This is a genomic window from Ruegeria sp. BE10 (assembly GCF_056538905.1).
In genome coordinates this window covers 51,404-76,885 of the sequence record NZ_JBQFTX010000002.1, presented here as the reverse complement: position 1 = coordinate 76,885, position 25,482 = coordinate 51,404, and the positions used below count along the sequence as shown (strand labels likewise).

At 58.0% G+C, this 25,482-nt stretch carries 21 protein-coding genes and 1 tRNA gene; 13 read left to right on the top strand and 9 right to left on the bottom strand.

Features of this window, described 5'->3' with window-relative positions; translation table 11 throughout:
* The first annotated feature begins 55 nt into the window (after window positions 1–55).
* The gene (locus ACR0M2_RS05715) at window positions 56–1,666 is read left to right on the top strand and encodes a divergent polysaccharide deacetylase family protein (RefSeq protein WP_480704261.1); all 1,611 of its coding nucleotides are present in this window, start codon (window positions 56–58) and stop codon (window positions 1,664–1,666) included.
* A 45-nt stretch (window positions 1,667–1,711) separates the two neighbouring features.
* On the opposite strand, the gene trpE is transcribed toward ACR0M2_RS05715, so the two are convergent.
* From trpE to fabI, 5 genes are all read right to left on the bottom strand, one after another.
* Entirely contained in the window at window positions 1,712–3,223 is a 1,512-nt protein-coding gene (gene trpE / locus ACR0M2_RS05710) for an anthranilate synthase component I (protein WP_480704260.1), read from the bottom strand.
* Between the two features lie 12 nt (window positions 3,224–3,235).
* Complete coding sequence (locus ACR0M2_RS05705) at window positions 3,236–5,077, bottom strand: peptidyl-prolyl cis-trans isomerase (protein WP_170348822.1); 1,842 nt, start codon at window positions 5,075–5,077, stop codon at window positions 3,236–3,238.
* An 80-nt stretch (window positions 5,078–5,157) separates the two neighbouring features.
* On the bottom strand, window positions 5,158–6,333 hold the full coding sequence (locus tag ACR0M2_RS05700; protein ID WP_480704259.1) for an aminotransferase: 1,176 nt from the start codon (window positions 6,331–6,333) through the stop codon (window positions 5,158–5,160).
* Between the two features lie 27 nt (window positions 6,334–6,360).
* Window positions 6,361–6,870: a xanthine phosphoribosyltransferase gene (gpt, locus tag ACR0M2_RS05695; protein WP_170348820.1), complete on the bottom strand. Its 510-nt coding sequence runs from the start codon at window positions 6,868–6,870 to the stop codon at window positions 6,361–6,363.
* A gap of 4 nt (window positions 6,871–6,874) precedes the next feature.
* Window positions 6,875–7,681, bottom strand: coding sequence for an enoyl-ACP reductase FabI (gene fabI / locus ACR0M2_RS05690; protein ID WP_480704258.1), 807 nt, complete (start codon window positions 7,679–7,681; stop codon window positions 6,875–6,877).
* A 135-nt stretch (window positions 7,682–7,816) separates the two neighbouring features.
* Here fabI and pdxH point away from each other — a divergent pair, with 135 nt between their 5' ends.
* The 4 genes from pdxH to ACR0M2_RS05670 all read left to right on the top strand — a co-directional run bounded on the left by pdxH (window position 7,817) and on the right by ACR0M2_RS05670 (window position 9,665).
* A complete protein-coding gene (gene pdxH / locus ACR0M2_RS05685; RefSeq protein WP_480704257.1) occupies window positions 7,817–8,422 on the top strand; it encodes a pyridoxamine 5'-phosphate oxidase in 606 nt (201 codons plus the stop codon).
* A gap of 142 nt (window positions 8,423–8,564) precedes the next feature.
* Window positions 8,565–9,071 carry a cold-shock protein gene (locus ACR0M2_RS05680; protein WP_174818762.1) on the top strand — a complete coding sequence of 169 codons (507 nt, stop codon included), beginning with the start codon at window positions 8,565–8,567 and terminating at the stop codon, window positions 9,069–9,071.
* Between the two features lie 6 nt (window positions 9,072–9,077).
* On the top strand, window positions 9,078–9,545 hold the full coding sequence (locus ACR0M2_RS05675; protein WP_480704256.1) for a DUF192 domain-containing protein: 468 nt from the start codon (window positions 9,078–9,080) through the stop codon (window positions 9,543–9,545).
* A 43-nt stretch (window positions 9,546–9,588) separates the two neighbouring features.
* Window positions 9,589–9,665, top strand: a tRNA-Pro gene (locus tag ACR0M2_RS05670).
* Between the two features lie 10 nt (window positions 9,666–9,675).
* Here ACR0M2_RS05670 and ACR0M2_RS05665 read toward each other — a convergent pair.
* Complete coding sequence (locus tag ACR0M2_RS05665) at window positions 9,676–10,110, bottom strand: hypothetical protein (protein ID WP_480704254.1); 435 nt, start codon at window positions 10,108–10,110, stop codon at window positions 9,676–9,678.
* Window positions 10,111–10,641: 531 nt separating this feature from the next.
* Here ACR0M2_RS05665 and ACR0M2_RS05660 point away from each other — a divergent pair.
* A complete protein-coding gene (locus ACR0M2_RS05660; RefSeq protein WP_480704253.1) occupies window positions 10,642–14,262 on the top strand; it encodes a vitamin B12-dependent ribonucleotide reductase in 3,621 nt (1,206 codons plus the stop codon).
* A gap of 548 nt (window positions 14,263–14,810) precedes the next feature.
* Entirely contained in the window at window positions 14,811–15,056 is a 246-nt protein-coding gene (locus ACR0M2_RS05655) for an EF-hand domain-containing protein (RefSeq protein WP_170358611.1), read from the top strand.
* A gap of 47 nt (window positions 15,057–15,103) precedes the next feature.
* On the opposite strand, the gene ACR0M2_RS05650 is transcribed toward ACR0M2_RS05655, so the two are convergent.
* Window positions 15,104–16,648, bottom strand: a complete 1,545-nt coding sequence (locus tag ACR0M2_RS05650) for a trimethylamine methyltransferase family protein (protein WP_170514375.1) — start codon at window positions 16,646–16,648, stop codon at window positions 15,104–15,106.
* Window positions 16,649–17,065: 417 nt separating this feature from the next.
* On the opposite strand from ACR0M2_RS05650, the gene ACR0M2_RS05645 reads away from it, so the two are divergent.
* Window positions 17,066–17,584 carry an outer membrane protein gene (locus ACR0M2_RS05645; RefSeq protein ID WP_170375467.1) on the top strand — a complete coding sequence of 173 codons (519 nt, stop codon included), beginning with the start codon at window positions 17,066–17,068 and terminating at the stop codon, window positions 17,582–17,584.
* Between the two features lie 6 nt (window positions 17,585–17,590).
* Here ACR0M2_RS05645 and ACR0M2_RS05640 read toward each other — a convergent pair whose 3' ends face one another.
* Window positions 17,591–18,781, bottom strand: coding sequence for a pyridoxal phosphate-dependent aminotransferase (locus ACR0M2_RS05640; protein ID WP_170375465.1), 1,191 nt, complete (start codon window positions 18,779–18,781; stop codon window positions 17,591–17,593).
* Window positions 18,782–19,046: 265 nt separating this feature from the next.
* On the opposite strand from ACR0M2_RS05640, the gene cysS reads away from it, so the two are divergent.
* The 3 genes from cysS to ACR0M2_RS05625 are packed head-to-tail and all read left to right on the top strand — an operon-like array spanning window position 19,047 to window position 22,857.
* Window positions 19,047–20,444 (top strand): cysteine--tRNA ligase, encoded by a 1,398-nt coding sequence (gene cysS / locus ACR0M2_RS05635; protein WP_480704252.1) that lies wholly within the window; start codon window positions 19,047–19,049, stop codon window positions 20,442–20,444.
* Window positions 20,444–22,078, top strand: coding sequence for a citramalate synthase (gene cimA / locus ACR0M2_RS05630; protein WP_480704250.1), 1,635 nt, complete (start codon window positions 20,444–20,446; stop codon window positions 22,076–22,078). The genes cysS and cimA overlap by 1 nt, the downstream gene beginning before the upstream one ends.
* Entirely contained in the window at window positions 22,075–22,857 is a 783-nt protein-coding gene (locus tag ACR0M2_RS05625; RefSeq protein WP_480704249.1) for a squalene/phytoene synthase family protein, read from the top strand. Before cimA ends, ACR0M2_RS05625 begins: the two co-directional genes overlap by 4 nt.
* 3 nt (window positions 22,858–22,860) lie before the next feature.
* Here the strand turns inward: ACR0M2_RS05625 and ACR0M2_RS05620 are convergent, their stop codons facing one another.
* Complete coding sequence (locus tag ACR0M2_RS05620; protein WP_480704248.1) at window positions 22,861–24,087, bottom strand: MFS transporter; 1,227 nt, start codon at window positions 24,085–24,087, stop codon at window positions 22,861–22,863.
* A gap of 98 nt (window positions 24,088–24,185) precedes the next feature.
* Between ACR0M2_RS05620 and ACR0M2_RS05615 the strand changes: the two genes are divergently transcribed.
* Both ACR0M2_RS05615 and ACR0M2_RS05610 read left to right on the top strand, forming a co-directional pair.
* The gene (locus ACR0M2_RS05615; protein ID WP_170348806.1) at window positions 24,186–24,818 is read left to right on the top strand and encodes a DNA-3-methyladenine glycosylase family protein; all 633 of its coding nucleotides are present in this window, start codon (window positions 24,186–24,188) and stop codon (window positions 24,816–24,818) included.
* Window positions 24,815–25,480 carry an alpha/beta hydrolase gene (locus ACR0M2_RS05610; RefSeq protein WP_170348805.1) on the top strand — a complete coding sequence of 222 codons (666 nt, stop codon included), beginning with the start codon at window positions 24,815–24,817 and terminating at the stop codon, window positions 25,478–25,480. The genes ACR0M2_RS05615 and ACR0M2_RS05610 overlap by 4 nt, the downstream gene beginning before the upstream one ends.
* Window positions 25,481–25,482 lie beyond the last annotated feature (2 nt).

Sequence of the window (25,482 nt, the reverse complement as noted above, 5' to 3'; positions counted from 1 at the left end):
GGGCATTTCGGGCTGGCGATGCAGCCCCGAGCCACGGTATAATGTCGGGACATACATGCTCAGGCTTGCGTGGCAGCGTCAAGGGGACATCCCGTTCTTGGCGCTGCGGCAAGCAAATGCCGCAGCAGACGGCGAACATGTGATCGATGCAGGGCCAAGACGAGAGGCAATTGTTATGGGCGGATTTGTCGGCGGAATGATCGTGGGAACGGTCGCTGTTCTTGTGCTGGGGGCGGTGCTGTCTTTGAACATGCCTTTGACCAGCAAACCGAACGTGGCGGTTTCTGCGCCTGAACCCTCTCTGGCTGATGTCCCGGATACAGTGGCGGACGCCACTGATACCGGGGGTGACCCCGATGTGCTGGACTTGCCACCAACCACACCTGAATCTGTCGGCGAACAGACGGACACGCTGGCTGAATTGTCAGATGTCGAGGTTGAGCCCGATGCCCAGCCCAAAGTCAACCTGGACCCGGCGCAAGTCGATGCGCCCAGCGTTGCTCAATCAGCTCCTGTAATTGCAACCACTGTGGCCCCGGTCGCCCCACAGGCCCCGCCGTTGTCGCAGGTATCCCCAAATGCCGAAGCCTTGCCTGAGGTGTCGCTGGAGGTGCCTGAACCTCAGCCTGAACCGGCCGTCGAACAAGAGCCCGAGGTTGTGGAGGCCGAGCCGAAACCAGAACCCGAGGTTGCCGAGGGGGCTCAGAAATCGGACCCTGTTGTTGCCGACAGTGCAGCACAACCGGAACCCGAGGTCGCCGCAGCCGCCGATCCGGAAACCGAGGAAAACCCATTTGTCGACAGCCCAATCGCCGTAGAAGGTGATGAGGATACAGCACCGCGCAATCTGCCCCGGATCGCGTCGGTTCCGCAAATTGGCGGGGCAAGCGAAGCGACCACAGTCTCGACAGTCGGAACGCGCGTGGTTCCATTGACGGAACGTGATGATGTTATTGAGGTCAGCACAACCAACGTGGCGGCTGCCCTTCCGGGCAAGCCGATCGAGGCTTATGCGGCGGAATTCGAAAACCCCGAATCCAAGCCGTTGATGTCAATCATTCTGATCGACGATGAAGGTGCCTATGGGGCTGAAGCTCTGCATGATTTTCCTTATCCGCTGAGTTTTGCCGTTAGCCCGTCTGATCCGGACGCTGTTGAAAAGATGGCGCGTCACCGCGAAGCCGGGTTCGAAGTTCTGGCTCTTGCTGATCTACACGAAGCCGCCAGCGCGCAGGATGCCGAAGTATCGCTGGCCGTATGGCTCGACACGTTACCGGAAACGGTGGGAATTCTCGAAGGAGTGGATTCGGGCATTCAAGGCAACCGCAAGCTGGCCGACCAGGTGGCCGCGATTGCTGCCGGTACAGGGCGTGGTCTGATCACACAGGACAATGGTCTGAACACTGTCCAAAAACTGGCTGCGCGCAACGGTATTCCATCGGGTGTGATTTTCCGCGATATCGACGGTGCGCGCCAGGACCCCAAGATCATGCGTCGTTTTCTGGACCAAGCGGCATTTCGTGCCGGTCAGGAGGGGACGGTTGTAATGCTGGGCCGTCTGCGCCCTGACACGATCTCGGCTTTGTTGCTGTGGGGGCTTGAAGATCGGGGCAGCCGTGTGGCGATGGCCCCAATCTCTGCAGTGATGATGAAAGAGGTTCAGTAACCTCGGAACAACGAAAACGGCTGGCCCTGAAAGCCCGCCGTTTTTTTATGTGTTGCCCGATCCTGTGAACCGGGACGCATCGGCAGCAGCGCGGCGAATGGCGTTTGATTTATGGACGGTTTCCATAAACTCTGCCTCGGGGTCGCTATCAAAAACAACGCCGCCACCCGCCTGAATATAAAGCTTGTGATCCTTCACGATGGCCGTTCGCAGAGCAATGCACATGTCCATGTCGCCGCCGGCACTGAAATAACCAACGCCGCCGCCATAGATACCGCGCTTTTCAGGCTCCAACTCGTCGATGATCTCCATCGCGCGCACTTTTGGCGCGCCCGAGACGGTGCCAGCAGGCATCCCGGCAAAGAACGCATCCAAGGCGTCTTTGTCTTCGGCCAGCTCTCCGACCACGTTCGACACGATGTGCATCACATGGCTGTAGCGTTCGATGATGAACTCTTCGGTTGGCCGCACCGTTCCGATCTTGGCCACGCGGCCGGTATCGTTGCGGCCCAGGTCCAGCAACATCAAGTGTTCGGCCAGCTCTTTCTTGTCGGCCAGCAGATCGACCTCGTTGGCCTTGTCCTCTTGGGGCGTAGCGCCACGGGGGCGGGTGCCTGCGATGGGGCGGATCGTCACTTCGTCGCCAAAGACACGCACCAGAATTTCTGGGCTGGCACCGACCACCTGAAAGCCGCCAAAGTTGAAATAGAACATGAACGGAGAGGGGTTAGTGCGCCGCAATGACCGATAGAGCGTAAAGGGCGGCAGCGGGAAGTCCTGTGTCCAACGCTGAGCTGGTACCACCTGAAAGATGTCACCTGCGCGGATGTATTCCTTGGCCTTTTCAACCGCTTCCATATAGCCGGATTTGGTGAAATTCGACACCGGAGGCGCGACTTCAGAGGCGTCGCCCAGATCGCGAGTCTCGGCGGGTATGGCGCGTTCTAAATCGCGCACTGCGTCCATCACACGCTCAGCGGCTTGCGCATAGGCAGCCTTGGCGGATTGCCCCTCGGCGACCCAGGCAGGGGAGACGACCGTGACCTCTCCCTTTACACCGTCCAGAACGGCAATGACCGATGGGCGCAGCATAATCGCATCGGGTAGGCCCAGCGGGTCTGGGTTCACATCCGGCAAATACTCTACCAGACGCACCATGTCATACCCAAGATAACCGAACAGCCCTGCGGCAGCTTGAGGCAAATCGTCAGGCAGCTCAATCCGGCTTTCGGCCAGCAGAGCGCGCAGATTGTCCATCGGATTGCCATCCTGAGGCGAAAACGCTTCGGCATCGAACCTGGCCGAGCGGTTCAATTCGGACGTCTCACCCCGGCAGCGCCAGATCAGGTCCGGTTTCATCCCGATGATTGAATAGCGGCCACGCACCTCGCCTCCGGTCACGGATTCCAGCATAAAGGCGTCTTTCTGCGCGCCCGTCAGCTTGAGCATCAGGGACACAGGCGTATCCAGATCGGCTGCCAAGCGGGTGTAAACGACCTGATTTTCGCCAGCCTCATAGGCGCGGGCGAAGCTGTCAAACTCGGGGGTCAAGGCCATGTTCGGTCTCTTTTAATAGCTCGACTGCACGGCGTTCAGCGCGCGTTGGTCAATCACGGGACGGGCGCGGGTCTGCGCGTCGCGCACATAAGCGTCAAAGATGTTCTGGGCCAGCGCCTGATTTAGCTGTGCTTCCAGCGCGGTTTGTACCTGGCGCAGTTCATCAGTTTCGGCGGGCGGTAGCAATTCTTCAAGACGCACGACGAACGCCGTGCCATCGCCAGGAATGACTCGCAGCTCACCAGGCTCCATCTCGAACACCTGACCCATGAAATCTGCCGGCACATCCTCAAGGAAAGCGGTGCGGGTCAGCGCATTTTCAACCCGGAACGGCAAACCGGTGGCGGTGAAATCGCCGTCAGCATTCAGTTGCTCCAGAGCGGAATTTGCATTTTCAGCCAACGCCTTGCCGGTTTCCACCTGCGTCCATGCGGCGGCCACACGATCACGTGCGCTTTCCAGAGGCTCGGGGCGTTGGGGCAGCACCTCGTTCAAACGCAAAGCAAAGATCGAACCATCTTCGAGGAACGCAACCTCGGGGAAATCGCCTTCGTTTACGGCTTCGGCAGCGGCGCGGAAACCGTCATAGGCGGCGACGCCTTCACCGCTTTCGCGGGTCCAGTCGATCTGGCCCAATTCCATTTCGGTCTCGCCGGTCAGTTCTTCCAGCGTTGCACCACCAGCGAGCAGATCGTCAATGTCTTCGGCCTGTGCTTCGATTTGACGACGCGCGCGGTCGGCGGCCAGTTCTTCGCGCAGGGCAGGGGCGGCATCTTCGAACGGCGTGTTGTTTTCGGCCAGCGATCCGTTGATGCGGAACAGCGCGGGGCCGAAGGTCGAGGGCAGCGGGCCAACAACCGCGTCCAGATCGGCGGCAAAGACGGCATCAGCAGCTTCGCCCAGATCTTCGCGGGTGACGTCGCCAAGGTCGATATCGCTCAACTCTAGCTGGCGATCTCGCACGAGGTTTTCGAACGTGGTGCCACCGACCTCAAGCTGCGCAATCGCATGCTGTGCGTCTTCTTCGTTCGGATAAGTCAGACGTTCGACCAGACGTCGCTCGGGCTGATAGAATTCCGAGGCACGCTGATCATAGAGGCGACGCACCGCATCCTCATCAATCTCGACACTGTCCAACAGCATGTCGGGCGACAGAATCGCATAAGTCAGTTGCTTGGTACTGGGCAGGGTGAACTGATCCTGATTCTCATCATAGTAAGTCTGGATCTGCTCATCCGTGGGTGCAGGAACAGGCGATGTCAGGGCGTCGGGCCCGACCGTCGCAACGGTAAAACTGCGGCGTGCGCCGACATAGTCCGTCAGCACTTGCGTCAGAAGCGAAGGCATCTCAACCCCGCTGATCACCGCGTTTTGCACGATGGTGCGCGAGGACTCCTTGCGCAGATCCGATTCGAATTCGGTATCCGTCATGCCAGCCTGTTCCAGCTGGAACTGATAGGCCTCGCGGTCAAACGTGCCGTTGACGCCCTGAAAAGCCGGGATGGCGACGATTTCTTCTTGCAGGTTCTCATCCCCGATCGAAATGCCCAGCTCACCGACTTCGTTGTCCAGCGCGGCCAAAGCGGTCAGGCGCGACAGGGCCAACTGATCCAGACCGAACTCATGCGCCTGCGACATTTGCAAGGGCTGGCCGGTCTGGCTTTCGACCGCGCGAATTTCGCGCTGCAATTCGCGAACGTATTGGTTGATCGAAACCTCTTCGTTCCCAACTTGTGCGACGGTGCGCACGGTGCCGGTCAGGCTTGTTGCGCCAAAGCCCGCAAGGCCCAGCATCAATAGGCCCATGAGAATCCAGACAAAGGTCTTCGATAGGTTTTTCATGCCTGCGGCCATGGTGCCCTCTTAATCTTGTGGCAAGGAACTGCCCTGTCGGTTGCGGCCCTGAATACGACGCGCACCGCCGGGGGGCAAGCTCAGAAGGACAGGGCTTGCAACCGTTCGAACAAATGCTGAATACCGGCGCGGTCGAGATTAGCGAATGCAATGCGCATCTGGCGTTTTCCGGCGGGATCATCCGACGGCATAAACATCGTTCCGGGCAGCAGAAGGATGCCGGCCTCCGCCACCAGACGGCGGGCCAGTTCGTCCGAGGGGATATCGAACGGATGTTCGAAATAGGCGAAATAGGCGCCCAAGCCTAACAGACGCCAACCCTTGTCAGTCAGGTTTGGCAACTGCTCTTGGATAGCCGCGCGGCGATCGAGGATTTCGTCACGCTCTCCGGCGACCCATTGCGACAGGTTCCGCATGCCCCAAAGGGCCGCGAATTGGCCGATCTGACCGGGGCAGATCGCCACCGTATCAAGGAATTTTTCTACCTCGGATAGCAGGTCAGCACCCGTCGCAATGGCACCAATCCGGTGGCCGGTCAGGCGATAGGCTTTGGAAAAGGAATAGAGGTGAACCAGCGTCTTATCCCAGCCGGGCTGCGCGAACAGGTCATGCGGCGGGCCGCTGCGGCTGTCGAAATCGCGATAGGTCTCATCGACCAGCAAGCGCAGACCGTTTTCACGGGCCAGTTCGTAGAACGCGCGCACCAGATCGGCCGGGTATTCCACACCACCCGGGTTGTTCGGCGTCACCAGAGCGATGGCGCGGGTTTTGTCGGTGATCAAAGCGCGGGCGGCATCAGGATTAGGTAACAGATCATCACCGGTCTTCAGGTCAACGGCATGTACCCCGGCCATGTCCAGCCACATTTTGTGATTGAAATACCATGGGGTTGGCAGGATAACCTCATCCCCTTCGTCAGTGATGGCCGAGATTGTGGCGGCGAATGCCTGATTGCAGCCCGAGGTGATTGCGACCTGATCCGGTGCGACCTGGACATCATAGTGCTGACCAATTTGTACCGCCAGTTCGGTGCGCAGATCCGGATTGCCCAGCACGGGCCCATACAGATGGGCCCGATCCTCGGTCACCACAAATTCGGCTATGGCCTGACGCAAGGCCAAAGGGGGCGGATCGACCGGCGCGGCCTGACTGACATTGATCAAAGGCTGGTCGTCAGGGAAATTCGCGCCTTCCAGCCAGCGCCGCGCCTCCATCACCGGAGGGGCGAAGGTGGCGGCGGTGCGTGTCCGGGTCATGCGAGATCCTAGATGTTCAGGAAAAGATCAGTCGGTGCCGCGGTAGGGCTCGACATATTGCAGGGCCATATCCCACGGGAAGAAGATCCACGTATCCTGGCTGACTTCGGTGATGAACGTATCCACCATCGGGCGGCCTTTGGGTTTGGCATAGACAGTGGCAAAATGCGCCTTGGGGTACATCGCACGCACCAGTTCCAGTGTTTTGCCGCTGTCGACCAGATCGTCGATGATCAAAACGCCTTCACCATCACCCATCAGATCGGCATCAGGGGCTTTCAGCACCTCGGCTTCACCTTGTTCCTGATGGTGATAGGACCGCACGCTGATCGTGTCGACGGTGCGTATGTCCAGCTCACGGCTGGCGATCATGGCTGGGGCCATACCACCGCGCGTGATCGCAACAACCGCGCGCCAGGCACCGTCGTCCGGTCCTTGACCATCCAGCCGCCATGCCAGAGCACGGGAATCGCGATGGATTTGGTCCCAACTGATGTGAAAGCCTTTTTCGTGGGGCAGACGGTCCTTGGCGCTCATTGCGTTAACCCTTTTCAACGTCCGGGGCGTCGACGGCTTTCATACCGACGATGTGATACCCCGAATCTACGTGCAGATTTTCGCCCGTGACACCGCTGCTGAGATCGGACAGCAGATACAGCGCCGATTTACCGACATCGTCAATGGTCACGTTGCGGCGCAGGGGCGAGTTATACTCGTTCCACTTCATGATATAGCGGAAGTCACCAATACCGCTGGCGGCCAGCGTCTTGATCGGACCGGCAGAGATCGAGTTCACCCGGATACCGTCTTTGCCCAGATCCTCGGCCAGATATTTGACCGATGCTTCCAGCGCGGCCTTGGCGACACCCATGACGTTATAGTGCGGCATAACCTGCTCGGCACCGTAATAGGTCAGAGTGATTGCACTGCCGCCTTCGGACATCATCTTTTCCGCACGCTGCATGACGGCGGTGAAAGAGTAGACCGAAACATCCATGGTCAGCTTGAAATTCGCCCGGCTGGTATCGACGTACCGACCACGCAGCTCGTTCTTGTCGGAAAAACCAATTGCGTGAACGACGAAGTCCAGCTTGCCCCATTTCTGTTCCAATTCCGAGAACAGAGCATCAATCGAGTCCTCGTCACCCACATCACAGGGAAGAACAATTTCACTGCCCAGCTGCACCGCCAGCGGATCGACCCGCTTTTTTAGGGCATCGCCCTGATAGGAAAAGGCCAATTCGGCCCCGGCATCGGATAAAGCGCGGGCAATGCCCCATGCGATCGATTTATCATTGGCCAGTCCCATGATGAGGCCGCGCTTGCCGGCCATCAACTGATTTGACATGTTTGGTTCTCCGCCTGTCTTCGCGATTTGTTGCGTTGGTTTATGCCATTGGATGCGCTGCATCAAGGCCGCGTACTCTTGCCCGCAGCGGGTTCTCGCCCTAGGGTGGCCAATAATAGTTTCCGGGGGATGGAAATGACCGAGCGTGACGGCATCTTCGCCGGCTCCGATCCGTTTGAAATAGCGGGGCGGTGGCTGGGTGAGGCCAAAGACAGCGAACCGAACGATCCCAATGCAATAGCGTTGGCAACCGTCGATTCTGACGGCATGCCGAACGTGCGTATGGTGCTGTTGAAAGAAATCGAATCCAGCGCTTTCGTATTTTACACCAATTACGAAAGTGCCAAGGCGGCCGAATTGGATTCGGCGGGCAAAGCAGCTTTTGTAATGCATTGGAAATCATTGAGGCGGCAAATCCGTGTTCGTGGTACAATAACCCGGGAAAGCGGGGCGCAAGCCGATGAATATTATGCGTCGCGCTCGCTAAAAAGCCGTCTTGGGGCTTGGGCTTCGAAACAGTCTCAGCCTCTTAGCAGCCGGGCTGCTTTGATGGCAGAAGTTGCAAAGGTGACCGCGAAATTGGGGCCGAACCCACCGCGACCACCGTTCTGGGGCGGGTACAGGTTAGTGCCGAGCGAGATCGAGTTTTGGGCCGATGGTGCATTCCGGTTGCACGACAGGTTTCAGTGGCGCCGGGATCAGGAAGACTCGGCATGGGATGTACAAAGGTTGAATCCATGACATTCGCGTATCGTGAAATGCAACATAAAGGAATCAAAGGATTTTTTCAGCTTGAATTTGCGAGCCAATCCCATACACATCGGACCCTTAACGAACTATTAATTTTCGCGATAGGAATGCTGTGCCGGAAGACCTGAACAATATGTACCGCGTTCGAGGACACGTGAAATGGTTTGACCCCGCTAAGGGGTACGGGTTCGTTGTGTCCGACGAAGGTGGCCCGGATATTCTGTTGCATGTGAACGTGTTACGTAACTTTGGTCAAAGCTCGGTCGCCGATGGCGCCGGGATCGAGATCATGACGCATCGCACTGACCGCGGCGTTCAGGCGGTTGAGGTTGTCAGCGTAGACCCACCGGCGCGCACCGACTCAATGATGTTGGCGGATTTCGCGGAACTTGATCCGGTTGTGATCGCGGAGGCTCCTTTGGAAGCGGCGCGGGTGAAATGGTTCGACAAGGGCAAGGGTTTTGGCTTTGCCAATGTTTTTGGTCGGGACGAAGACGTTTTCCTGCATATCGAGGTGCTGCGCCGATCTGGTCTGGCTGATCTGCAACCAGGCGAAGCGTTGGCGATGCGCGTCATTAATGGCAAACGCGGGCGTATGGCGGCTCAGGTCTTGGCCTGGGAAGCGGCACTGGACGAATAATACCAGATGATCAGACTGTTAACGGTTCTTGCAAGTGTGACAATGCTGTGGGCCGGTAACGTGCTGGCTGCGTGCCAGGTGGATCGTGTCGGGCTGCGGAACGACAAAACTCAGGTCAGTTTCAACGTCGAGCTTGCAATCAGTCCGCAAGACAGGGCGCGTGGATTGATGTTTCGCGAGTCGCTGCCGCAGCGGTCTGGAATGCTGTTCGTGTTCGATCCGCCGCAGCCAGTCGCCTTTTGGATGAGAAACACGCTGATTCCCTTGGACATCATTTTTCTGGATCGTACAGGCGCTGTTGTTCATGTGTATGACAACGCGATTCCCGGGGATGAATCACTGATCGAAGGCGGAGATTCGGTGTATGCAGTCCTGGAAATCAACGCTGGATTGGCGGCGCGTTACCTGATCACCCCAGGAACACAGATGCAGCACGAAATTTTTTCGCAAGGTCCTGCAATTTGGCCCTGTTAGGGCTTTTCAAATCAGAATGGCGACGTTAGGAAGGCGCACGGTCCGGGGCGTGGCGCAGTCTGGTAGCGCACCTGTTTTGGGTACAGGGGGTCGTAGGTTCGAATCCTGCCGCCCCGACCACTTCTTCCTCTTATGTTGGTGAACCACCCATCTTTTGGAACAGCGCGCCCAACGCTTGATCCAGTGCTTTGCTCTCTACGGGAACTTTGACGGCTGGGCCCTGTTTTTGCGGCACATTGAAGAACAATTCGGCATCCACGCGATACCCGGTAGTGTTCTTGGTCGACGTCATGCGCATGACGCTTTTGGGCAGGTCCTGCGGGTAGCCATCATAATTGAGAATCAGAAACGCGGTGGTGTCCGGAGGAAGAAACTCCTGGCACTCAAACACCCGATTCCCCACTTTTTCGAACTTTTCTCCTGGCCCAGCGCACTGAGTCTCAAAGGTGTCAAACAACCGTTCGGGATATGTTTCAAACTGCGCGCTGCGGGTCGGAGGGGGTATATCTTGTGGTGCACAGGCCACGATAAGGGCCATTGCGGGCAGAAATCGAAACGCGGTCATCCACTCTGACACTCTCGATTTTCTATTCTGCACGTTATGCCTCCTGTCTGGCCGCGCGACCGGTGGTGTTGTGATTCTCATTCAGCCTATCCACCTTACAGCGGGATTATCAAATGCTGGTAACTCTGCTGATAAAAACAGTTAATTCTGTTGCGCGATTTTCAAGTGCAGTGCTTTATCCCGTGGATGAACCTGTGGAGGAATCGGAATCCAGCGCCCGCGGACCCTTGGGAACCGTTTGGTCAACAAAAAAGATTTCAAAAATGAATGAAAATGGCGTTGACGATCTATGGCCGAATACGCCAAGTTGTATGGGCCGAAAGACATGCCACTAAATCTGGTAGCATAACCAGGGTAAGGCATAGGGCGAGGGTCGGAAAGCACATCTATTAAACGTGCAACCGTATAAGCGGTTTCGCGCTGTTAAAGACAGCGACCGGTCATTTGCGCCCAATTTTCAGGCATGGCGTGCGGATCGCTGAAATGCATCTGACGCGAACGGACAAGTTGATTGAATCTAGGGCTGCGGACATGAAGATTGACAGGAAATTCACCAAATCGGGGCAAGATGCATACGCAGAACTGGATTTTGTCTCTGCGACATCTGAGATACGGAACCCGGACGGCACCATTGTTTTCCGACTGGATGAAATCGAGATCCCCGCAAAGTGGAGCCAGGTCGCCAGTGATGTCATCGCTCAGAAATACTTTCGTAAGGCTGGCGTTCCGTCGGCTCTGAAAAAGGTCAAGGAAAAGGACGTTCCCGAATTTCTGTGGCGCTCAGTTCCTGCAGAAGGTGCTGAATTCGGTGGCGAAACCTCGTCCAAGCAGGTGTTCGACCGCTTGGCGGGCGCTTGGGCGTATTGGGGTTGGAAGGGCGGCTATTTCTCGACCGAGGAGGATGCGCGCGCTTACTTTGACGAGATGCGTTATATGCTGGCGACTCAGCGCGCCGCACCGAATAGCCCGCAGTGGTTCAACACAGGTCTGCACTGGGCCTACGGAATCGATGGCCCCGCGCAGGGTCACCACTATGTCGATTACAAGACCGGCAAGCTGACCAAATCGAAATCCGCATACGAGCATCCGCAGCCGCACGCGTGCTTCATCCAGTCCGTCGATGATGATCTGGTGAACGAAGGCGGCATCATGGATCTTTGGGTGCGCGAGGCGCGCCTGTTCAAATACGGCTCGGGTACCGGGACCAACTTCAGCCATCTGCGCGCCGAAGGCGAGGCGCTGTCGGGTGGCGGTAAGTCCTCGGGCCTCATGGGCTTTCTCAAGATCGGCGACCGCGCCGCTGGCGCGATCAAATCAGGCGGAACAACCCGTCGAGCAGCAAAGATGGTAATCGTCGATGCTGATCACCCTGACATCGAAAAATTCATCGAATGGAAGGTGATCGAAGAGCAAAAGGTGGCCTCGATCGTTGCCGGATCGAAGATGCACGAGAAGATGCTGAACGGCATTTTCGAGGCCATCCGCAGCTGGGACGGTGCACAGGACGATGCGTATGATCCCAACAAGAATGACAGCCTGAAGAAAGCGGTTCGCGAAGCCAAAAAGGTTGCGATCCCAGAAACTTACATCAAGCGCGTTTTGGATTACGCCAAGCAGGGCCATGACAGTATTGAGTTCCCGACCTATGATACGGATTGGGATTCGGAAGCGTACAGCTCGGTGTCGGGCCAGAACTCGAACAACTCGATCCGTGTGACCAACGCATTCCTGACCGCCGTTGAGAAAGACGCCGATTGGGAATTGATCAACCGCACCGATGGCAAAGTCTCGAAGACCGTCAAGGCGCGGGATCTGTGGGAAAAGGTTGGCCACGCCGCATGGGCTTGCGCCGATCCCGGCATTCAGTTCCACGACACGGTCAACGAATGGCACACGTGCCCTGAAGATGGTGCGATCCGCGGTTCGAATCCGTGCTCGGAGTACATGTTCCTCGATGACACGGCTTGTAACCTGGCGTCGATGAACCTGCTGACCTTCCTGAAGGATGGTGAGTTCCAGGCGGCGGACTATATGCACGCTTCGCGTCTGTGGACACTGACGCTGGAAATCTCGGTGACTATGGCGCAGTTCCCGTCGAAGGAAATCGCGCAACTGTCCTATGACTTCCGTACCTTGGGTCTGGGATATGCCAATATCGGCGGCCTGCTGATGAATATGGGCTACAGTTACGACTCGGATGAGGGGCGCTCGATCTGTGGCGCGCTGACGGCGATCATGACCGGTGTGGCCTATGCAACCTCGGCCGAGATTGCGGGTGAGCTTGGACCTTTCAAGGGGTATGAGCGCAACGCTGAACACATGCTGCGCGTCATCCGCAACCACCGTCGTGCATCGCAAGGCGTGACCGATGGTTATGAAAAACTGGCCGTAAAGCCGGTGCCACTGGACCATGGTAACTGCCCGGACAAGCGTCTGATCGATCTGGCCATGTCCGCTTGGGATGAGGCGCTGAGCCTCGGCGAGAAGAACGGCTACCGGAACGCGCAGGCCACCGTGATTGCGCCCACCGGCACCATCGGTCTGGTGATGGATTGCGACACCACTGGGATCGAGCCTGACTTTGCGCTGGTAAAGTTCAAGAAGCTGGCCGGTGGCGGTTACTTCAAGATCATCAACCGTTCGGTGCCTTCCGCGCTGGAAAAGCTGGGCTATTCCTCGTCGCAGATCGAAGAAATCGTCGGTTATGCGGTTGGTCACGGCACTATCGGCAACGCGCCGGGGATTAACCACACCTCGCTGACCGGTCACGGTTTTGGCCCGAATGAGCTGGCCAAGGTGGACGCCGCGCTAGAAAGCGCCTTTGATATCCGGTTCGTGTTCAATCAGTGGACACTGGGCGAGGATTTCTGCACCGGAGTTCTGGGCATCCCGGCGACCAAGCTGAATGACCCGACTTTCGACCTGCTGCGCCATCTGGGCTTTACCAAGGCGGATATCGACGCGGCGAACGATCATGTCTGCGGAACCATGACGCTGGAAGGCGCGCCGCATCTGAAGGAAGAACACTATTCGATCTTTGACTGCGCCAACCCGTGCGGCAAGAAAGGCAAGCGTTTCCTTGGGGTTGATAGCCACATCACCATGATGGCGGCGGCGCAGAGCTTTATCTCGGGTGCGATCTCGAAGACGATCAATATGCCGAATGACGCGACCATCGAGGATTGCCAAAAGGCTTATGAGCTTTCGTGGTCGCTGGGTGTGAAGGCCAACGCGCTCTATCGCGATGGTTCGAAACTGTCGCAACCGCTGGCAGCGGCGCTGGTCGAGGATGATGACGAGGCAGCCGAAGTGCTGGAAAGCGGCTCGGCGCAGGAAAAGGCCGTCGTTCTGGCCGAAAAGGTGATCGAGAAGGTTGTGGTCAAGGAAATCATCCGCAGCCATCGCGAGAAACTGCCGCATCGCCGCAAGGGCTATACTCAGAAAGCGATCGTGGGCGGCCACAAGGTCTATCTGCGAACCGGTGAATTCGAAGACGGCAAGCTGGGCGAGATATTCATCGATATGCACAAGGAAGGCGCTGGCTTCCGGGCGATGATGAACAACTTTGCCATCGCTGTCTCGGTTGGCTTGCAATATGGTGTGCCGCTGGAAGAGTTCGTCGATGCGTTCACCTTCACCAAGTTCGAACCGGCGGGGATGGTACAGGGCAACGACTCGATCAAGAATGCGACCTCGATCCTGGATTACATCTTCCGCGAACTGGCCGTGTCCTATCTGGACCGAACCGATCTGGCGCACGTGAAGCCCGAAGGTGCAACCTTCGATGATCTGGGCCGGGGCGAGGAAGAGGGTGTCTCAAACGTCTCTGAAATCAGTGAAAGTGCAGCGACTAAGTCTTTGGAAGTGCTGAAACAAATCAGCTCAACCGGGTATCTGCGCAAGCGTCTGCCGCAGGATCTTGTCGTCTTTAACGGCGGTCAGGCCGAGGTGAACGGCATGGCGGAAACCGCCGCATCGTTCGAGGCTCCGGTCGCGGAAACAGCGGTTGCCACAGGCATGGATGCTCGCACCAAAGCCAAGATGCAGGGCTACGAAGGAGACCCGTGCGGCGAATGTGGAAACTATACGCTGGTGCGCAACGGCACCTGCATGAAATGCAACACCTGCGGCGGGACCAGCGGGTGTAGCTAAGACAAACGCCCCGCCAGGCGGGGTGTAGGGACCTGAATTTCCCCTCGGATATTCGGTCCCGACGAATACGGGGCAAGGCATAGCCTGAGACTTACCACTAGGCGTCTTGCTCCACTCGGTCGACATGCCCGTGTCGGCCGGGAACAGGGTGGGGCGGAATATTTGCTCTTTCCCACTCTTTCACGGGGCGGGTGCGCTCGTCCCATGCGCAGTCCAGGCCGCAGGCAAAAAAACACCGGGCGGTCAACGAAATGAGCCTGGAAGGCGAAACTGACAGGGGGCTTCGGCCCCCTTTCTTTTTTCAACCGTGATTGGGAAATTAGGCAGGGTTCTGCCGGATTGTGCATTCCTCATCGGGCAAGACCCGCCGAGACGTGATGGGGGAATTTTGCCCAGCGGCTCGCCGCAGACGCGACTCGGAAAAACACGCAAAGATTGGCGCGAAAGTGGCTTAGTCCCGCAATGCGGGTGACAGCAGCCCGGCGTGCGGTGTTTGTAGGGCTTGTCCGGACGCAAACATGCAAAAAACTCAATCAGGAGGCATCACAATGAAACCGCAAACTCTGGCCGCTATTTCCGCCCTTGCCCTGGGACTGCCGACGCTGGCCGTCGCGCAATCCTCGGCAGATACAAATGGAGACGGCGTTTTGACCATCGAAGAAGTGCAGGCGGTTCTGCCTGAAGTGGACACGGATGGTTTCTCGGCAATGGATGCCAACGGCGACGGCGCGCTGGATGAGGCCGAGATTGCCGTGGCACAGGAAGCAGGATTGCTGCCGCCAACCGACGGCTAACACATTAAAGAAAGCGGCCAGAGGATTTCTGGCCGCTTTTCAGTATCTTATTGGGGAAGGTGAATATTGAATCTGGTCCGAAGTTCAGCATCCAGAAGTGGATCAAAACGCGCCGGGGACGGCATCGACAAGATCTCTTCCTTCCGCTTGATCGCCTTTTCGATCAGATCGGGTTTGCCAAGCTCGGCCCATTCCTTGGGTGAGGTGCGGTCACCGAAAACGGGATATACATAGTCCGCCTGCATCCGGCTTAGCGTGGCATCGGTGCCCAGATAGTGACCCGGCCCGCCAATGCAGACCTCGGCGATTTGGTCCAAGGCCAAGGTTTCGTCAGTCACTTCGATCCCGCGTACGCAGCGCTGTGCCTGACCGATCAGGTCGTCACTGAGAATCAGGCTCTCATGGCAAAAGCCCAGCAACGAGGCATGCATGCCCGCCGCTTCGTATACCATGTTCAAACCTGACAGGCCCGCCATGACGTTGGAACACATCTGCTCCCACCCGGCCTGCATATCGGGCAGCTTCGAGTCCGATGCTCCAGCCGCAGCACCACCCGGCAGGTCATAAAATCGATGCATTTGCGCGCAGCCGGCCGTTAACAGGGCCTGTTCGCCCGAACCGATGGACATCGCACCTGTGCGCAGGTCCAAACCAAATGGCCAAGTGCCAAAAACTGCCGGTGCGCCGGGGCTTACGGCATTTACGTAAACCAGTCCGGCCAGACATTCCGCAGTGGCCTGCGTGATTGCTCCGGCGATGGTTGAAGGCGCGGTCGCGCCTGCCATGCCAGCAGACAATAGCAGAACCGGCATCCCGGCCTTGATGCACTCTTCCATCACTTCGCAACTTTCGGTCGCGAATTTCATCGGGGGCACGACAAAACAGTTCGAATTCGACACGAAGGGCCGCTCACGAAACTTGTCCTCGCCGCCGGCGATCATGTGGAGCATTTCCACCGCAGGGGCAACGTGGCTGGGTTCGGTAAAGGACGTACCGATATGTTTGAAGCTGCCTGAACAGGCGGCGTAGATCGTGTTCAGGTCCATTTCCAGATTGTCCGAGATGTCGCGGCAAACCATGGGGCGCTGAACAAAATGGATGTTTTCTAGCTGTTCGCAAATGCGCGCAGCATCGTGCAGGTCCTGAACGGTCGAGTCGCGGTATTCCCGCCCGTGTACATCCACCATGCTGACGGCAGCACCGGCGGTGCCGTAGTGAACCTTAGTGCCCGACAACTCTAGGTCGGTCTTTCCATCGCGGCTGTACAGGGTAACCGAGCGGTTGGCCTTGGCAATCGTGTCTTCCACCAACGCGCGCGGGAACCGGATGCGACCATCGTCACCCAGGATGCACCCGGCGCCGACCAGGTAGTCGATGCCGCTTGGCGGGGCATCCGCCAGACCAATGGTTTCCAATGCGGTCAAGGCGGCTTCGTGGATGCGCTCGATTTGGGCTTGGGTCAGCACATTGAGAGTGCCGCCTTCCATACCTGCACGGACAGGGCGCAAATGTTCGGGCAGGGCAGTTGCACGGGCAGCACGACGCGCGGCGCGACCGCCGGTGCGGGATGAGGTGCGGGTTTGATCGTTCATGGTTCGGATTCCGATGGGTAATTGGCTGTCAGAAGGGTTGATCTAAGCCTCTGACGGCCGCCCACGTGCCGCACGACCACGATCCGCACCAATGGTGCGGCTGACCAGTCGAATCTTCCAAACGTCGTTTTGCATGCAGGTCCTCACCTATTGACCTGAAGTTTCCCGATGTACCTGATCACAATCTGTTCTGTTTGCGACCTGAGCGCCTAAAAGCGAAGTATTCATGAAGATGTCACACTCTTCTTTTGTCTGCTCAAGTTTTTTTCTTTGGCACCTGAAAATCTGTTATAGTTCCTTCACTTATTTAAGAGTGGTTCGTGATCTCAATTGAAATTTAATGATCATGTACCAAGTTTTTGAGTTAACATGACTTAACCGAACGTCTCTGCGGCGAAAGGTTTTTAGGAGAGATTAATGAAAGCCCTTAAGGCCCTCAGTCTCACAACATTGGTGTCCCTCGCGACCCCGGTATTGGCTGAGGATTGGACCGGGGCTTATGCAGGTTTTAGCTTTGGATATGCAGATGCCGAAGGCCCGAATGGCTCCAGCGGCGATGATCTGACCTTCGCGCCACATATTGGCTATGACCGCGACTTCGGGAATTTTGTTTTGGGCGGCGAGCTTGAATACAATAGCCTGTCTTTGGACTTGGGGCAGGGCGAGGGTTCCCTGGACAGCATGACCCGCCTGAAGCTGCGCGGCGGCTATGATTTTGGCCCGGCTTTGGGCTATGTTGTGATCGGTGCGTCGCGGGTCGATAGCTCAGTCGATAACGATACCGCTGCTGTGTATGGAATTGGCGTGGCCTATCCCATCGGCGACCGCTTTGTCATCAGCGGCGAGGCGTTGCGGCAGGAGTTTGACGATGTCACCCGATCAGATGGCACCCTGGATTCGAATGTCTTTAACCTGCGAACCTCATTCCGGTTCTGACACCCGTTAACTGGCCGCGGCGTGACGACCGGCTATTTCCGTCGCAAATTCGCAAATCGTCGACAAAGCGGACCCGAACCGTTCGTCATCAATGGTCATGGCCACGCGGATATGGCCGGCGGCGGCGGACCCAAAACTCTCACCCGGCATCACGGCAATGGCGTGCGTATCCAGCAGCGCGTTGGCGAATGCTTCTCCGCTGAGTCCCGTGGCGCGGATATCCAGCATCAGGTACATGGCCCCCTGCGCTGGAACCAACCCGACAGTGTTCTGAGCGCTCAGAATACCCACGGCGAGTGCGCGCCGCCTGCGGAACGGCGCAGCGATTTGATCTTCCAGCACGTTACCTGCGTTCAGGGCGAAACTAGCAGCGTCCTGAATAAACCCGGGAACCCCATAGGTCGTATGCGTAGCGAGGTTGATCAGATGCGCGATTACATCCTCTGGCCCAACAATCCATCCACAACGCGAACCCGTCATGGCGTGGGACTTGGACATCGACCCAACCACCAGCGTACGTTCGGTCATACCCGGCAGAGTGCGCGGCGAAATATGTGAGCCTTCCCAGACTTGTGTGTCATAAACCTCATCCGAAATCAGCCAAAGATCCCGCTTGCGGCAGACCTTGGCGATCCCTTCAAGCGTTTGACGGGAATAGACGACCCCGGTGGGGTTGTTTGGTGTGTTGATCAGCAGGGACACCGCGCCATCCGCGACCGCGTCAATCTGCTCGGCACGCGGTTGAAATGCGTCTTCGGCGGTTGTCTGAATCGCCCGCGCTTCCGCTCCGACACCGCGGATCGTACCGGGATAGGTGGCGTAATATGGATCCAGATACAGACCAACATCGCCCGGATCGCAGACTGCAACATGGGCAGCAAACAAGGCGGATTGCCCACCAGGCGTGATCAAAACATTGTTTCTGGTAGTGGGAACTCCGGTGCGCGCCTGCAGCCGGGCGGCCACGGTATCGCGCAGCAAATCCGTGCCGGGCACCATCGCGTATCCGGTGTGGCCTTGCCGTGCCGAAAGGTCCATGGCTTCCAGAATCGATGGGTCGGTTCGGACGTCATGTTCACCAATGGTCAATTCGACTACAGCATAGCCGTCGCTGATCATTCGACGGGCACGATAGAACACGTCCCAACCGTCACTGCCGCCGCCGGTCAGATGAGTAATACGCTGCGACAATTTCATGACCCGCCTCCGTCTGGTGTTCTGCGCCGAAAGGGCCAGAGCCGTTGCAGAATGTCAATTGGCGAAACAGATGGTTGGAACTCAAGGCTTGGCGAAGGGCGGTCGCCGTGATACTGGGACAATATGAACCCGATGACCTGCATCATTATTTGCTGCATTACCTGCTGATACTTCAAGCGGGCCGGTTTCTTTCGTTTTCATCCCTGAGACAAGTTGCTAAGCCCGCGTTAACGCGACCAGCCATGCTGTCTTTAGGAGCCGACCGATGACGACAATCAAACTGCACAACACCCGGACGCGGACGAAAGAGGATTTCGTGCCGATCAGTGCCGACAATGTGCGGATGTATGTCTGTGGGCCCACAGTTTACGACCGCGCCCATCTGGGCAACGCACGGCCTGTAGTGGTGTTCGATGTGCTCTACCGATTGTTGCGACACACCTTTGGTGCGGATCACGTGACTTATGTGCGCAATTTCACGGACGTGGATGACAAGATCAACGCGACCGCGCTGGCACGGCAACAGGCGGGGGCTGAAGGCACGTTGGAGCAGCTGGTTCAGGAACGCTCGAATGAGACCATCGGTTGGTATCTGCACGATATGGGCGCGCTTGGGGCGCTAGAGCCCAATGAGATGCCGCGCGCTACGCAATACATTGCGCAGATGATCGCGATGATCGAAGACCTGATTGCCAAGGGCCATGCTTACGCGGCAGAGGGGCACGTTCTGTTCGCCGTGGACAGTTGGAAAGAACATTACGGCGAATTGTCGGGCCGGTCCGTCGACGACATGATCGCGGGCGCTCGGGTTGAGGTTGCGCCTTACAAGAAAAACCCGATGGATTTCGTGCTGTGGAAACCCTCGACCGATGAATTGCCGGGGTGGGACTCCCCTTGGGGCCGAGGGCGTCCGGGCTGGCACATAGAATGCTCGGCCATGAGCTATGAGCTGTTGGGCGAGAGTTTTGACATCCACGGCGGTGGCAATGACTTGATGTTCCCGCATCATGAGAATGAGATCGCGCAGAGCAAGTGCGCCCATCCGCATGGTGAGTTCGCAAAGGTCTGGCTGCACAATGAAATGCTGCAGGTGGAAGGCAAGAAGATGTCCAAATCTCTGGGCAATTTCTTCACCGTCCATGATCTGCTGGAGCAGGGCGTCCCGGGTGAGGTGATCCGCTTTGTCTTCCTGCAAACCCACTATCGTAAGCCGATGGATTGGACTGAGAAGAAGGCGCGTGAAGCCGAGGCGACGCTGCGCAAGTGGCGGGCGCTGACGTCGGGCATCGAGCCCGCCGCCAGCGCGGCACCTGCAGTTATCGCAGCGCTTAGTGACGACCTGAACACTGCGGGTGCTTTGGCTGAACTCCACCGTTTGGCTGCGGATGGAGATGCCGTTGGTTTGTTGGCCAGCGCACAATTGCTTGGTCTCTTGACCCCCGAGATGGGGGCGTGGGCGGATACCACATCGACGGATTTGTCGGCACATGCGGACCGGTTGGCAGATGCGCGGGTCATTGCGATGCAAAGCAAGGACTTCTCGGAAGTGGACCGTCTCAAAGCCGCTTATCTGGCTGCTGGGCTTGAGGTTCGTATGAGCAAGGATGGTGTCGAACTGGTGCCCGGTGCTGGGTTCGACGCTGCCAAGTTGGAGGGGGTGTGATGACCAAAGACCGCCTCTACCTCTACGACACCACCCTGCGAGACGGGCAACAGACGCAGGGCGTGCAGTTTTCGACCTCTGAGAAGGTGCAGATCGCACAGGCGTTGGACGCGCTGGGTGTCGACTATATCGAAGGCGGTTGGCCGGGCGCGAACCCGACTGACAGCGCGTTTTTCGATGTTGCGCCCAAGACTTCGGCCCGTTTGACCGCATTTGGCATGACTAAGCGGTCGGGCCGGTCTGCTGAAAATGACGATGTTCTGGCCGCGGTGATGAATGCAAACACACAGGCGGTGTGCCTGGTGGGCAAGTCGCATGATTACCATGTGACCCACGCGCTGGGAATTTCGCTGGAAGAAAATGTCGAGAACGTCCGCGCCTCCGTCGCGCATATCGTGGCACAGGGTCGTGAGGCTCTGTTTGACGCCGAGCATTTCTTTGACGGGTACAAGGACAACCCCGGCTATGCGGTTCAGGTGTGTCAGGCGGCCTTGGACGCCGGTGCGCGCTGGGTTGTGCTGTGCGACACCAATGGCGGCGCACTGCCCGCCGAGGTGACGCGGATCGTAACCGGAGTGATTGCCGCCGGATTGCCCGGTGACCGCTTGGGCATTCACACCCACAACGATACCGAAAACGCTGTGGCTTGCTCTCTGGCTGCAGTCGATGCGGGCGCGCGGCAGATACAAGGCACGCTGAACGGGTTGGGTGAGCGATGCGGTAATGCGAATCTAACCGCTCTGATCCCGACTTTGCTGTTGAAGGAGCCCTACGCGTCGGGTTTCGATATTGGTGTTAGTGAGCAAGCTCTGGCCGGTTTGACGCGGGTCAGTCGGATGCTGGACGATATCCTGAACCGGGTGCCCAGCAAGCAATCGGCCTATGTCGGCGCCTCGGCCTTTGCACATAAGGCAGGGCTGCATGCCAGCGCGATCCTCAAGGACCCATCGACTTATGAACATGTCGATCCGGCCTCTGTCGGGAATGCGCGGATCATTCCGATGTCGAACCAGGCGGGGCAGTCGAACCTGCGCAAACGCCTGACCGAGGCCGGTCTGTCCGTCGAAATGGACAACCCGGCGCTGGGGCGCATTCTGGACCGGATCAAGCAGCGCGAGGCCGAGGGGTATTCCTATGACACTGCGCAGGCCAGTTTTGAGCTGCTGGCACGTGATGAGTTGGGGCAGCTGCCCGAGTTCTTTGAGGTCAAGCGCTATAAGGTGACCGTTGAGCGGCGCAAGAACAAGTACAACAAGATGGTCAGCCTATCCGAAGCCGTCGTTGTTGTGAAAGTCGACGGGGAAAAGAAACTGTCGGTTAGCGAGTCTTTGGACGAGGACGGCAGTGACCGGGGGCCGGTGAACGCGCTGGCCAAAGCGCTGGCCAAGGATCTGGGGCAGTATTCGCAGATTTTGTCCGACATGCGTCTGGTCGACTTCAAGGTACGCATCACGCAGGGCGGCACCGAGGCGGTGACCCGCGTGATAATCGACAGCGAAGACGGGCAGGGGCGGCGTTGGTCGACCGTGGGCGTAAGCGCGAACATAGTCGATGCCTCGTTCGAGGCGCTGTTGGACGCGATACAGTGGAAACTGGTGCGCGATTGCGGGTCACAGACGGCGGTGGCCGAGTGAGCGTAGATTTTGATGATGACGTTAAGGCCTGCGCAGCATTGGTGCATCGCGCTGATCCTGACCGGTTCATGGCGGTCATGGCGGCACCCGTTGCGGTACGGCCTAAACTGTTCCCGCTCTATGCGCTGAATGTCGAGGTTGCTCGGGCCCCTTGGGTCACGCAAGAGACAATGATCGCTGAAATGCGCCTGCAATGGTGGCGCGATTCGCTGCAAGAGATTGCCGAAGGTAAGGCGGTGCGCCGGCATGAGGTTGTGACGCCTCTGTCGCAGGTCCTGTCGCCCGATCTGGCGGCTACGTTGGATGAGTATGTGGCCGTAAGGCGTTGGGACATTTACCGTGATCCGTTTGAGGACGAAGCACATTTCGACACCTATATCAACCATAGCGCCGGATCCTTGATGGTCGCAGCCGCGCAGGTTCTGGGTGAAGCGGACGAAGCTGTGCTGCGCGATTTCGGCTATGGCGTAGGGGTGGCGAACTGGTTTCGGGCGATCCCCGATCTTGAGGCGCGTGGTCGTATTCCTTTGCTTGACGGCACGCCTGATGGTGTTCGGTCACTGGCGCAAAAGGCCTTGGACAAACTTCAGCGCGCACGGTCAAACAGTGCAGGTGTTTCAGCAGATGCCCGCCCCGCGCTTTTTGCGGGATGGCAGGCAGAATGGGTTTTGCGGCGAGTCGTGACTCGCCCAGAGCGCGTCGCCGTCGGGGACCTCGCACAGGGTGAAATTCGCCGCAGAGCGTCCTTGATGTGGTCCGTTGCCAGCGGGCGCTGGTAGGCGTCAGACCGTTTCCGGCTCAGAGGGTTTCAGAACCAACCACAGCAGCGCACCACCTGCCAGTGTCAACAGTGGGATCATGGCCAGGTTCACGGCGGTCCAGCCTTCGACTGGTGACCCGCCCGAGCAGTTCATCAACCCACCCGAAGCGAGCGACGCAAGTGTCACGCCCCCAAACACCAGCAGGTCGTTCAGCCCCTGCATCCGCCCACGTTCGTTCACGTCGTGCGACGCAGCCAGCATCGTCGTGGCGCCGATAAAGCCAAAGTTCCAGCCAATGCCCAGCAGGATCAGCGCGATAAAGAAATTGCCCAACTCGACGCCTTGCAAAGCAACCACACCCGCGCCGGCCAGAATGGCGAGACCGAGGGCTACGATTTTTTCGACCCCGAACCGCGCGATCAACTGGCCCGTGAAAAAGCTGGGCACATACATCGCCAGAACATGGCTAGTGACGACATCAGCGGCATCGTTGGCGCTGTAACCGCAACCAACAACCGCAAGCGGGGTCGAGGTCATGACAAGATTCATCAAAGCGTAGGAAACCATCGCACAAATGATCGCCACGGTGATGCGTGGGGTTTTAAGCATTTCAAGCCGGGATCGTCCTTTGGGCGCGTCTTCCTTTGGCTTTTCGGGCGTCGGGATATCGAGGAAGAAAAACAGCACTGACCCAATGACATTCATCGCGATGACAGCCAGATAGGTGCCAAAAAACGGAATCACATATGCGGTCGAGGTCAGTTTGACGATCTGCGGGCCGATGATCGCCGCTGCTAGACCGCCTGCCATGACATATGAAATCGCTTTGGGCCGAAACGCGTCAGACGCCGTATCAGCGGCTGCAAAGCGGTAAAATCCATGCGCGCTCATGTAAATGCCGGTTAGCAGGCTTCCCAGCAGGAAGACCGGGAACGAGCCCAGAAACAACCCATACGCGCCGACCGCCCCGCCGCAAGCTCCCGCAGTAGCACCAACCAGAAACCCGACGCGCCGTCCCCAGCGCTGCATGATCGCCGAGATCGGCGTGGCAGCCAACATTGACCCCAGCACGATGAGCGAAATCGGCAGTGTGGCCAGACACGCGTTTGTAGCCAGTGAATCCCCAGCTAACCCGCCCACGATAAAGAGCATCGGCATCTGTGCGCCCAGTACAGCTTGTGCCGCCACCAAAACGGCGACATTGCGCTTGGCGCGACTGGTGTCGAGGGTTGTCGTCGTTAGTGTCATGCGCCAATGCGTATCTTTGAAAAGCCAGTCGTACAAGCGGGTTGCATCTGCGACAAAGCAACCTACCGTGAGCGCGATATCATTTTCCCGGAGGGCCCATGTCTGTCGGACGCATCATTGAATCACCTGACTGTGTCGCAGAGGGCGCCGAATGGCTGGCCGCGGAATGCCCGCGGATGGCCTGGGCGATGGATCAGACTGGGCCTTTGCCCCTGCGTCGTCGCCCGGACGGGTTTGCCCAACTTCTCAGCGCTATTGTCAGCCAGCAGGTCAGCGTGGCCTCGGCCAATGCGATCTGGAAACGGCTGCAGGATGCCAAGCTCACCGGACCGCGCAAGATCATGTGGGCAACCGATGACGATTTGCGGGCTGTGGGGCTGAGCCGTCAAAAGATACGCTACGCACGCGCGTTGGCTGAGGCGCGTATTGATTACAAAACATTACGCGACGCTTCTAATGCGGATGTCATCGCGACTTTGACCGAGGTGCCGGGGATCGGTGTCTGGACAGCTGAAATATACGCAATGTTCTCTTTGGGGCGCGCCGATGTGATCGCTCCGGGCGATCTGGCGCTGCAAGAGGCAGCGCGCATCCTCTATGACTTGCCCAAACGTCCCACGGACAAAGAACTGCGCCAAATGGCCGAAGCTTGGTCGCCCTGGCGATCGGTTGCGGCGCGTGTGTTGTGGGCCTATTACCGGGTGGCTAAAGAACGAGAAGGGATCAGATGACACGGGTTTTGAATGCGCTCCGAAAAGAGCCGGTTTCAGGCGACACACGCTCGGTCGTTGTGTTCGTGCACGGCTATGGGGCCAATGGGGCCGACCTGCTGGGCTTGGCCGATCCTTTAGGCGAACACTTGCCCGACACGCTTTTTGTCGCCCCCGATGCGCCCGAGCAGATCCCCGGGATGCCAAATGGGTTTCAGTGGTTTCCGATCCCATGGATTGACGGGTCGTCCGAAGAAGAAGCCCGACGAGGAATGGAAATGGCGGTTGAGGATTTCAACGCCTTCCTCGATGCGCTGATGGTGGACGAGGATGTTCTGCCGGAACAGGTTGTATTGTTCGGGTTTTCCCAGGGCACGATGATGAGCCTGCACGTCGCACCGCGTCGCGAGGATCCGGTTGCCGGCATCGTTGCCTTTTCGGGACGGTTGCTAGAACCCGATCTGCTGCCCGACGAGACGGTCAGCCGGATGCCGATTCTGCTGGTTCATGGTGACGTCGATGATGTGGTGCCGCCACAGTCGCTGCCCGCCGCCGCCGAAGCGCTGCAAGAGGCCGGGTTCAAAGAGGTTTACGCTCATGTGATGAAGGGTACCGGCCACGGAATTGCGCCGGACGGCCTGAGTGTCGCGCTGGCCTTCATGCGCGACAAATTGAGCCTGTAGGG